Genomic DNA, 8,749 nt, shown 5'->3' with positions numbered 1-8,749 from the left:
GTCCAGGAGTGCGGGGCGGGACTGGTGCAGATACGGCAGGAGCATGGGCGGCTGGCATTCGCCGCGCCGCCCATGCTGCGCTTTGGCGCGCCCACCGCCGATGAGCTGGATGCCGCGCTGCGCATGCTGGGCATCACTGCCGACGAGGTGCAGGCCGCCTCGTGGATAGACAACGGCCCCGGCTGGCTGGGCATCCGCCTGGCCTCGGCCGAGCAGGTGCTGGCGCTGAACCCGGCCCGGCAGTGGCCCACGCGCATGGACGTGGGCGTGGTGGGGCCCTATGCCAGGGGTGTCGGCGGTGCCAGCCCTGCCGCCTGCGAGGTGCGCGCCTTCTTCTCCGATCACCAGGGCGCCATCGTCGAAGACCCCGTCACCGGCAGCCTCAACGCCTCGCTGGCGCAGTGGCTGTTTGCGACGGGGGTGATGGACAGCGACTACGTTGCCGCCCAGGGCCGCTGCCTGGGCCGTGACGGCCGCATCTTCCTGACCCGTGACGGCACGGGCCAGGTCTGGGTGGGCGGCACGGCGCGCACCCATGTCGAAGGCGCACTGAGCGGCCTTTGATCCACACCGGAAGAACCCACGAATGACAGCGATCCAAGAGAGAGAGCGCGCTCCCGTCTCATCGGCCAGGGCCAACCTGAAAATGTTGGTGCGCTACAAGGCCTGGGCCAACGGCCTGACCTTCAAGAGCGTGATGGAGCTGCCCGAAGGCGAGGCCTTGAAGCAGCGCCCCACGAGCTTCGGCAACATGGTGCGCACGCTGAACCACGTCCTTGTGGTGGAGGACATCTTCAGGCACCACCTGCAGGGTCGCAAACATGGCTACACCATGCGCAACACCGACCACACGCCCACGCTGCCGGCGCTGTGGGAATCCGTGCAGGCAATGGACCGCTGGTATGTGGAGTTCGTCGATGCGTGCCCGGACGAAGAACTGGCGAAGGTCGTGCATTTCGAGTTCGTGGGCGGCGGGCAGGGCGCCATGACGCGCGAGCAGATCGTGCTGCACGTGGTGAACCACGGCAGCTACCACCGTGGCTTCGTGAGCGACATGATGTACCAGGTGCCCTTCGTGCCTCCGGCCAACGACCTGCCGGTTTTCCTCAGGGATTGCTACCGCGAAGACAAGGGCTGACGTTGAAGGTGGAGCGCCCCGGTCATCAGGTCAACCGATTGCCGGGACACGCAGGGACGAAACCGGAGCCCCCTGCGCCATGGCGCCCGTGAGGGCGGCGGGCCGCATGGGGTCTTCTGCCGGAGTCTGTGGCAGTGCAAGTGGCTGTGGCAGTAGCTGCGACTGCGGCTGCGGCTCTCGGGCCAAGGTCCATCCCTTGCGCAGCGCTCCGGCAAAGCCGTCTGCCACGCGCGAGTAGGCGCGCCCGCTGGTCATCACGCGCGGCCGCGCGGACCAGGCGATGCGGGCGCCGCTGGCTGCCAGGCGGTCCACCAGGTCCTGGTCCTCGCCGCAGCGGCGCGCCTCGAAGCCTCCGACATTGCGGTAGTGCCAGGCCGAGATGCCCAGGTTGGCGCCATGCACATGGCGGTGGCCGTCGCGGTCCATGTAGGTGGACTCGAAGTGCCGCTGGGCCGCGCCCGCGTGGGCGCCGTGGGCAGACCAGTCGGGCACTGCCACCGTGCCGCAGACCACGTCGGCCTGCAGCGCCAGCTGGTCGGCCAGCCAGCTCGGCGAGACTGTGGTGTCGGCGTCCGTGAAGGCCAGCCAGCGGGCGCCCAGCAGCAGCAGGTATTCGGACCCCAGCGCGCGGGCCTTGCCCACGTTGCGCGCGGCAATCGGCAAGGGGATGGCGGGCCAGCGGCGCACGGCCGATTCGGTGGCGTCCTGACAGCTGTCCAGCACCACGACGACGGCCACGGTCTCGCCCTGCAGGTCGGCGTGGGCCGCCGCGCAAAACACGCTGTCCAGGCAGCGGCCTATGAGGTCTTCCTCGTCATGGGCTGGGATGCACACGCCGATCATTTTTCAGTCCTTTCAAGGGTTCTTCTGCCAGATGTCCAGCTGGAAATCCGGCTCGCAGTGGCTCAGCAGCAGGCGCAGCTGCGCATGGGCCGCCACGCTGTCATGCAGGGCCTGCGTGGTCTGCAGGCGGTCGTGCGCGTCATGCCGCCAGTGGCACATGAGCCAGTGGCCGCCGCCCTGCAGCGAGGCCAGGCACTGGCGGTTGAAATGTGCCAGCGCCGCATCATCGAAGTAATAGGCCAGTTCCGAGACCACGATGAGGTCGAAGCCGGCCTGCGGCACCTGCGGCCATTGCCAGGGCAGGGGCAGGGCCTGCAGGTCCAGGCGGGCGCGGTCCTGTGGCGCCATCCGCTCGCGGCACAGGTCCACGGCCCTGGCCGAGAAATCGACGGCGCACAGCCGCTCGCAGCGCTGGAGCAGCCGCTGCGTGGTTTCGCCATTGCCGCAGCCGGGCTCGAAGCCGTGGGCATAGCGCTCGCGGGGCAGGGCGGCCAGCAGCAGGTCGCGCTTGCGCCGCTCGTACCAGCGCGATGCGACCTGCCAGGGGTCGGGGTCGGCCTGGTACATCTGCTCGAAGTGCTGCCTGGCGCTGTTCATAGAAACACCACTTCAAACGGGCGCAGCAGGCGCTGCGTGGCCCAGGGCGGCAGGATGGCGTCGCGGCCCGTGGACGGGTCGGGCAGCAACTGGCTGCGAAAGCACGACAGGGCCTGGCGCTTGAGTGCGAGTTCTCCGGGTGACAGCGCAATGGCGGCGGCCCGGTGCCAGGGCATGCGCATGTCGCCAGGCTCGGCCCAGTGCCAGGCCCAGATGGGCAATTCGACAAGCCGGCAGCCCGTGCGCGCGGCCGCCGTGGCGCAGGCCTGGCCGGTGGCCTCGTGGTCCGGGTGACCGTCTTCGCGCCAGGTGCACAGCAGCGCGTCCGAAGGCCGCAGCAAGGCCTGCAGCTGCACAAGCAACTGCGCTGCGTGGTCGGCGATATGGCCGTCGGGCAGGCCCAGGCGGACCACCTGCGCTGCCGGGGCGAGCAGGGCCAGCGCCTGGTTGCTCTCCTGCACGCGTGCACAGGCCAGCCGCTGCGGCGGCCACAGCGTGGAGCCGGGATGGCTGGCGCCACCATCGGTCACGGAAATGACGAGGCAGGGCAGGCCCTGCTGCGCGCAGCGGCGCAGCAGGCTGGCGCAGCCCAGGATTTCGTCATCGGGGTGCGGTGCCACGATGACGATGCGGCTGCGGCCCTGCAGCAGCTCGTCCAGCGCCAGCGGCGCGGGCTGGCGCTGTGCGAACCAGGCCTGCCAGCGCGACTCAGGCGTGCCCTGGCCTTCGATCAGGCGGGGCTTCACAGCGTCCATGCGCAGGCTCCTGCACCTTGTGCCTGTGCCTGCGTCCTTTCGGCCAGCAGGCGGCCCAGCGCCGCCTGGTCGCGCTCGGCGTGGCTTTGGCGGATGAAAACGGGCAGGTCGGCCATCAGCAGGGCCAGGCTCTTGTTCTTGCACAGCGGCCCCGGGCCGATGGCGCGCGGCACGCGCCGCAGCACATCTTCTGCGGCGGCTTCCACGGCCAGGCGGGCGCGGCTCACGGCCAGCAGGCAGGGGTCCGAGGGCCTGGCATCGATGTCTGCCGCAGCTTCGCGCAGCAGGCTGGCCGCGCTGCCCAGGGACACGTCCAGCGCGCCCAGATGGGCCAGGCGATGCGGGTCGCCGCCCTGGATGGCGGCCTGCAGCAGATGGCTGGCAATGCGGGCGGCGGCACCGTACCAGCAGGCGGCCACTCCCGCGCCACCGTGGTGAAAGCCGGGGCGGCTCAGGTACTGGCCCGGGGCCCCGACCAGCACGCCGGTGGCGCCGTCGAAGTGCACATCGGCGCTGGCGCTGGCGGCCATGCCCACGGCCTGCCAGTGGCTGTCGTCCCTGCGTATGCCGGGCTGGTCCATGGTGACGGCGATCAGGCAGCGCTGGCCGTCTGCCAGCCAGCCGCTGACCAGGGCGCGGTCCACGGCCCGTGCGCCAGAGCACCAGGGCTTGTGGCCGGACAGGCGAAGCGCCGAGCCTGCCTGCAGCGCCGTGCGTTGCGTGGCGTCGGGAGATGCCGCCGTGGCCTGCACGCGCTCGCCCGGTGGCTCGGCGCACCAGACGGCCCAGCGCAGTCCCTCGGTGGCCAGGTCGGCCTGCAGTTCGGACAGGATGGCCAGTGCATCGGTATGGCCTTCGTAGAGCTTGGCCAGGCCCAGGCTGTGGGCGGCAACTTCGGCCAGCGCCCTCCAGCGCTGCAGCGTATGGCCACGGCCCGGCAAGGGCAGGCGGTCGGCGCCCTGGGCCACCAGCAGGGCCAGCTGGTCCGAGGGTGACAGCTCCTCATGGCCGTGCAAGGCCCGGGCCAGCGTCTCGCTGTCCGTCCACGCCTTGGCGTACTCGTTGTTGTGCTGGACCATCACCGCTCACCTTTCCTTGTGTGCCATGCGCAGCCCTGAAATGAATGGGGCGGGCCGGGCGTTGCCATCGTGCCGGCTTGCCGAAGCCGCCGCCGCAGGAGCAGGAGGCCATTACCTGTCGGAGACCACCGATCGGCTGGCGTCCAGGGCCAGGGCGTCCGCCGGGCAGGCGGGCAGCTCCAGGCCCAGCGGCGGGCGTTCCTGCCTCATAGACGGCACGGGGATGCCGAAGCCGGCGTCTCTTTCCTTGCTCCAATCCCTGTCACGGCGCTCCTGCGGCCTGGCCTCCTTCAATGCGGACAGAAAGGCCTTGCGCCACCAGTGCACGTCCTGCTCGCATACGCGCTGCAGCAGCCGCTGGTGGCGCTGGCGCCGTTCGTGCAGCGGCATGTGCAGGGCCTGCTGCACCACGGCGGCCGTGCCATGCACGTCATAGGGATTGACCAGCAGCGCCTCGTGCAATTGCTCGGCCGCGCCCGCAAAGCGCGACAGCACCAGCACGCCCGGGTCGGCCGGGTCCTGGGCCGCCACGTACTCCTTGGCCACCAGGTTCATGCCGTCGCGCAGCGGCGTGACCAGGCCCACGGCCGCCGCACGGCACAGGCCCGGAATGCTGTCGCGCGGCAGCGTCTGGTGGATGTAGCGCACGGGCATCCAGTCCAGCTCGCCGTAGTCGCCGTTGATGGCGCCGCACAGCGACTCGATCTCGCGCCGTATGTCGGCATACGCGTCCAGGCCCTCGCGCGTGGGCGATCCGATCTGGATCAGCGTGGCGCTGCGCCGGTTGGCGGGATGGCGGGCCAGCAACTCGCGGAAGGCGCGCAGGCGCTGGGGCAGGCCCTTGGAATAGTCCAGCCGGTCTATGCCCAGCAGCAGGCGGCGCTGGGCGTATTCGTGCTTCATGCGCTCGTACATGTCCCGCGAGGCGCCGCCCTGTGCAAGCGCCATGAAACCATCCACATCGATGCCTATGGGGAAGTCGCGGCAGACTAGGCGCTGGCCATGGGCGCGGAATGCGCCGTCGCCCAGGGCCTGGCCGCCCGCCTCCTCGCAGACATAGCGCTCGAAGTGCTGCACGTCCTGGCGTGTCTGCAGGCCCACGAGGTCATAGGCGAACAGGCAGCGCATCAGCCATGCATGCTCGGGTATGGCCGCCAGCAGGGTCGGTGGCGGCAGCGGGATGTGCAGGAAAAAGCCGATGCGCTGGCGGCAGCCCAGGGCGCGCAGCTCGGCCGCCAGCGGGATCAGGTGGTAGTCATGCACCCAGAGGATGTCGTCCTCCGCCAGCAGGGGCAGCAGCCGGCGCGCAAGCAGCTGGTTCACGCGGCGGTAGCCGGCCGCAAGGCCCGTGTCGAAGTTCGCCAGGTCCAGCCGGCCATGGAAGACGGGCCACAGCACGCCATTGCTGTAGCCCGTGTAGTAGCTGTCGTGGTCCGTACGGTCCAGGTCCACCGTGGCCAGCGTGACCTTGCCGGCCTGGGTGCGGTGCACATGGCCGGCAGGCGCGGCCTGGGCACCGTCGTCGGTGACGGTTCCGCTCCAGCCGAACCACAGGCCGCCCGTCTGCCGCAGCGCATCGCCCATGGCCACGGCAAGGCCCCCGGCTGCGGTCCTGCACGGATCGGCCACGCGGTTGGAGATCACCACCAGCCGGCTCATGGCAGGGCCTCCGCGCAGGTCTGTGCCGCCAGGTGCATGCATGCGGACTGCAGCCAGGCGTGCACGGCCTGCGGGCTGTCCAGCCGGTGGCGGGCCCCGCTTGCGCCTTCGCCCACCTTGATCGCCATGCCGCCCAGCGCCTGCACCACGGCAAAGCCGCTCTCGTCCGTGACATCGTCACCGGCAAACACGGGGGTGCGGCCGGCGAACGGCGCTTCGCGCAGAAAGGCCGCAATGGCGCGGCCCTTGTCCACGCCCGCAGGCCTGACCTCCAGCACGCATTTGCCGTGCAGCAGCTCCAGACCGGGCAGGTGCCTCAGTGCGCGGCTCAACGTATCCAGGCACAGCGCCGCCAGCTCTGGCGCACGCCGGTAGTGCAGTGCGACCGAGGAGCGCTTGCGCTCCACCAGCAGGCGGGGATGATCGGCCGCCAAGGCAATGCACGTCTGCAGCACGGTCTCTGGCAGGGCCGAGGCCTGCGGGTGCAGGCGGCCTGCGCCATCCCGCCGCTGCAGGCCGTGCTCGCAGGCGGCCGGCAGATGCAGCGGCGCCAGAAAGTGGTCCAGCACCTCAAGCTGCCGCCCCGTGATGATGGCCAGCGCCCCCCCCAGCATGCCTTGCAGCCTGGCCAGCATGGGGATCATGGCGGGGTCTGGTGCTATGGCGTCCGGGGTCTCGGCCAGCGGCACAAGCGTGCCGTCGAAGTCGAGGAACAGGGCGGATCTGCAGGTGGGCAATGGGGGTGTTTCCATGGAAGCGCCAGGGTATCGGTTGCCGGTTTAGTGGATCGACATCAGGAAAGCGTCTGCTGCCATGGCCTGCTCAACGCTCGGCCTTGATGGAGCCGCGGATGTTGGTGATTGCCAGGCAGGCCTGCAGCGTCACCAGCGCCCAGGCGCCGGAGGACCATCCCCACAGTGCCCACAGCACATTGCTGAGCATCAGGATCCAGAAGCCCACATTGCGCCGTTGCGCAGAACGCGAGCCCACCCACCACGCGCCAAGGATGGAGGCCAGGAAGGCAGGCCACTGAAGCCAGTCGGGAATGTCGGGCATGGGGTTTCTCTCTGAAGGAGGGCAGGCGCCTCAGTTGCCGGGCCGTGCCGGGTCGTCCTCGTCGATGGAGTGGCATTCCTTGCATGCTCCGCTCTCGCGCGCGCGGGCGGCCAGGTTGACGTAGAAGGCCGCCACTTGCTGCAGCTGCTCCTCGTCCAGCCCCTCGATGCCGATCATGCGGTTGCTGGCAATCTTGTTGGCTGCCAGCAGCTCGTTGAGCTTCAGGTGCAGGGCCACGCTGTCCTTGTTCTGGCTTTGCTGGATGAGGAACACCATCAGAAAGGTCACGATGGTCGTGCCCGTATTGATGACCAATTGCCAGTTCTCCGAGAAATGGAACATCGGCCCCGCCACGGCCCATACGGCCACGCAGATCAGGGCCACGCAAAAGGCCATGGGCGTGCCGGCCCAGCGCGTCACCCTGCTGGCGAAATGATCGAAGGCCGACAGCAGGCGCGAGTGGTCGGCATACGAGGCGCTGCTGGTCTCGGGCATGGAGCCCAGGGCATCTCCCGGTGTGCGGCGGCCTGGTGTGGAACTTGTGCTTTGCATGGGGGAAAACCGTCCGGAAAAAATCGATCAAGGCTGCTTGCGCACCATCTTCTTGCGCTGCTCGGCATCCAGTCCCGGCGTCTGGCGCATGTCGGTGTCCACCTGGCCGGAGGCGATGTCGTCATGGGCCTGGCGCATCACGGGGTCGGGCGCATCGCTGGTGGCGTCGATGCTCTGGTCGCGCTCATGCGGCAGGCGCAGGCCCTGTTCGGGCTCGCCCGATTCGCCGGGCGCGTGCGGTGCCTTGCCCACCTGGCCGGGCAGCTTGGTGCGGCCGTCGCCCGATGGCTTGGGCTGTTTTTGTGCAGAGGGCTGGGCAGCGGGAGTGGTCTTGTCTTTCATGGCGTTGTCCTTTCATTCATGGGCGTCCGCAGGGTGCGTCTTGGCCATGCTCTCCCCGGTTGCGCAGGGCCGTCGTGGGACCACGCCGAAAGCGCAGGAACGACAAGATGCCCCATGCCGAAACATGGCCGGCAGGCACGCCGATTGCCCTGTGCCGGGGTGCGAAAAATGGCCACAGGCCGCTGGCGCGATGTCCGCAAGGGCAGGGCGCTGCGTTCCTACGGCACATGGCCGCAAGCGCGCACGCCGGACGGCTGCTGCGGCCATCAGCATAGGAATCACTTTCAACTGCCAAGGAGCACATTCCATGACGCAATCGAACCCCGCAAACCGTGACCCGCTGTCCGACGCACCCGGCGCGCACCCGGTGGGCACCGGCATAGGCGCAGCAGGCGGCGCCGTCACCGGCGCTGCATTCGGCGCAATGGGTGGCCCCATCGGCGCTGCCGTGGGCGGCGTGGCCGGTGCCGTGGTCGGCGGGCTGGCCGGCAAGGGTGCAGCCGAGGCCGTGAACCCCACGGTTGAAGATGCCTACTGGCGCGATGCCTACCAGAGCGAGCCCTATTACGTGGCTGGCCGCAGCTACGAGGAATACCGCCCCGCCTACGAGCTGGGCTGGAACGCTGCCGCCGCACGCCGCGATGCCGACTTCGATGCCTTTGACGCCGAATGGGAGCGCGAATGGACCACGCGCCGTGGCGCCAGCCATCTTGACTGGGACCAGGCCC

The 8,749-nt window shown here is 69.5% G+C and carries 11 protein-coding genes and 1 pseudogene; 3 read left to right on the top strand and 9 right to left on the bottom strand.

Translation table 11 applies throughout. From position 1 onward, the window contains the following. Both JHD82_RS28100 and JHD82_RS28095 read left to right on the top strand, forming a co-directional pair. Positions 1 to 564, top strand: a 564-nt coding sequence (locus JHD82_RS28100) for a PhzF family phenazine biosynthesis protein (protein ID WP_199140133.1), incomplete at its 5' end; no start/stop codon positions are given. Positions 565 to 586: 22 nt separating this feature from the next. Continuing rightward, positions 587 to 1,138, top strand: coding sequence for a DinB family protein (locus JHD82_RS28095; protein ID WP_199140131.1), 552 nt, complete (start codon positions 587 to 589; stop codon positions 1,136 to 1,138). 30 nt (positions 1,139 to 1,168) lie between these two features. Here JHD82_RS28095 and JHD82_RS28090 read toward each other — a convergent pair whose 3' ends face one another. From JHD82_RS28090 to JHD82_RS28050, 9 genes are all read right to left on the bottom strand, one after another. After that, the gene (locus JHD82_RS28090) at positions 1,169 to 1,981 is read right to left on the bottom strand and encodes a glycosyltransferase family 2 protein (protein ID WP_199140129.1); all 813 of its coding nucleotides are present in this window, start codon (positions 1,979 to 1,981) and stop codon (positions 1,169 to 1,171) included. A gap of 12 nt (positions 1,982 to 1,993) precedes the next feature. Beyond that, a complete protein-coding gene (locus JHD82_RS28085; RefSeq protein WP_199140127.1) occupies positions 1,994 to 2,578 on the bottom strand; it encodes a class I SAM-dependent methyltransferase in 585 nt (194 codons plus the stop codon). Beyond that, positions 2,575 to 3,333, bottom strand: a complete 759-nt coding sequence (locus JHD82_RS28080) for a PIG-L deacetylase family protein (protein ID WP_199140125.1) — start codon at positions 3,331 to 3,333, stop codon at positions 2,575 to 2,577. Before JHD82_RS28080 ends, JHD82_RS28085 begins: the two co-directional genes overlap by 4 nt. Continuing rightward, positions 3,321 to 4,412 carry an acyl-CoA dehydrogenase family protein gene (locus tag JHD82_RS28075; protein ID WP_199140123.1) on the bottom strand — a complete coding sequence of 364 codons (1,092 nt, stop codon included), beginning with the start codon at positions 4,410 to 4,412 and terminating at the stop codon, positions 3,321 to 3,323. Before JHD82_RS28075 ends, JHD82_RS28080 begins: the two co-directional genes overlap by 13 nt. A 111-nt stretch (positions 4,413 to 4,523) precedes the next feature. Next, positions 4,524 to 6,071, bottom strand: coding sequence for a trehalose-6-phosphate synthase (locus JHD82_RS28070; RefSeq protein ID WP_199140121.1), 1,548 nt, complete (start codon positions 6,069 to 6,071; stop codon positions 4,524 to 4,526). Next, positions 6,068 to 6,823 (bottom strand): trehalose-phosphatase, encoded by a 756-nt coding sequence (otsB, locus tag JHD82_RS28065; RefSeq protein ID WP_199140119.1) that lies wholly within the window; start codon positions 6,821 to 6,823, stop codon positions 6,068 to 6,070. Before otsB ends, JHD82_RS28070 begins: the two co-directional genes overlap by 4 nt. Before the next feature lie 70 nt (positions 6,824 to 6,893). Continuing rightward, on the bottom strand, positions 6,894 to 7,127 hold the full coding sequence (locus JHD82_RS28060) for a hypothetical protein (protein WP_012207665.1): 234 nt from the start codon (positions 7,125 to 7,127) through the stop codon (positions 6,894 to 6,896). Positions 7,128 to 7,157: 30 nt separating this feature from the next. Continuing rightward, positions 7,158 to 7,679, bottom strand: a complete 522-nt coding sequence (locus JHD82_RS28055) for a low affinity iron permease family protein (protein WP_012207664.1) — start codon at positions 7,677 to 7,679, stop codon at positions 7,158 to 7,160. A gap of 27 nt (positions 7,680 to 7,706) precedes the next feature. Further along, positions 7,707 to 8,021: a hypothetical protein gene (locus JHD82_RS28050; protein ID WP_012207663.1), complete on the bottom strand. Its 315-nt coding sequence runs from the start codon at positions 8,019 to 8,021 to the stop codon at positions 7,707 to 7,709. A 307-nt stretch (positions 8,022 to 8,328) separates the two neighbouring features. Here JHD82_RS28050 and JHD82_RS28045 point away from each other — a divergent pair. After that, a pseudogene (locus tag JHD82_RS28045) lies at positions 8,329 to 8,749 on the top strand (hypothetical protein); the annotation flags it as partial.

This window comes from Delftia sp. ASV31 (assembly GCF_016428765.1).
GTDB classification, from domain to species: Bacteria; Pseudomonadota; Gammaproteobacteria; order Burkholderiales; family Burkholderiaceae_C; genus Comamonas; species Comamonas acidovorans.
This window is presented reverse-complemented; position numbering and strand designations above follow the sequence as displayed.

Bases quoted from the DNA above. Each gene is read 5' to 3' on its own strand.
- JHD82_RS28085 (WP_199140127.1), bottom strand. From the start codon at position 2,578: ATGAACAGCGCCAGGCAGCACTTCGAGCAGATGTACCAGGCCGACCCC.
- JHD82_RS28075 (WP_199140123.1), bottom strand. From the start codon at position 4,412: ATGGTCCAGCACAACAACGAGTACGCCAAGGCGTGGACGGACAGCGAG.
- JHD82_RS28070 (WP_199140121.1), bottom strand. From the start codon at position 6,071: ATGAGCCGGCTGGTGGTGATCTCCAACCGCGTGGCCGATCCGTGCAGG.
- JHD82_RS28095 (WP_199140131.1), top strand. From the start codon at position 587: ATGACAGCGATCCAAGAGAGAGAGCGCGCTCCCGTCTCATCGGCCAGG.
- JHD82_RS28060 (WP_012207665.1), bottom strand. From the start codon at position 7,127: ATGCCCGACATTCCCGACTGGCTTCAGTGGCCTGCCTTCCTGGCCTCC.
- JHD82_RS28055 (WP_012207664.1), bottom strand. From the start codon at position 7,679: ATGCAAAGCACAAGTTCCACACCAGGCCGCCGCACACCGGGAGATGCC.
- otsB (WP_199140119.1), bottom strand. From the start codon at position 6,823: ATGGAAACACCCCCATTGCCCACCTGCAGATCCGCCCTGTTCCTCGAC.
- JHD82_RS28080 (WP_199140125.1), bottom strand. From the start codon at position 3,333: ATGGACGCTGTGAAGCCCCGCCTGATCGAAGGCCAGGGCACGCCTGAG.
- JHD82_RS28050 (WP_012207663.1), bottom strand. From the start codon at position 8,021: ATGAAAGACAAGACCACTCCCGCTGCCCAGCCCTCTGCACAAAAACAG.
- JHD82_RS28090 (WP_199140129.1), bottom strand. From the start codon at position 1,981: ATGATCGGCGTGTGCATCCCAGCCCATGACGAGGAAGACCTCATAGGC.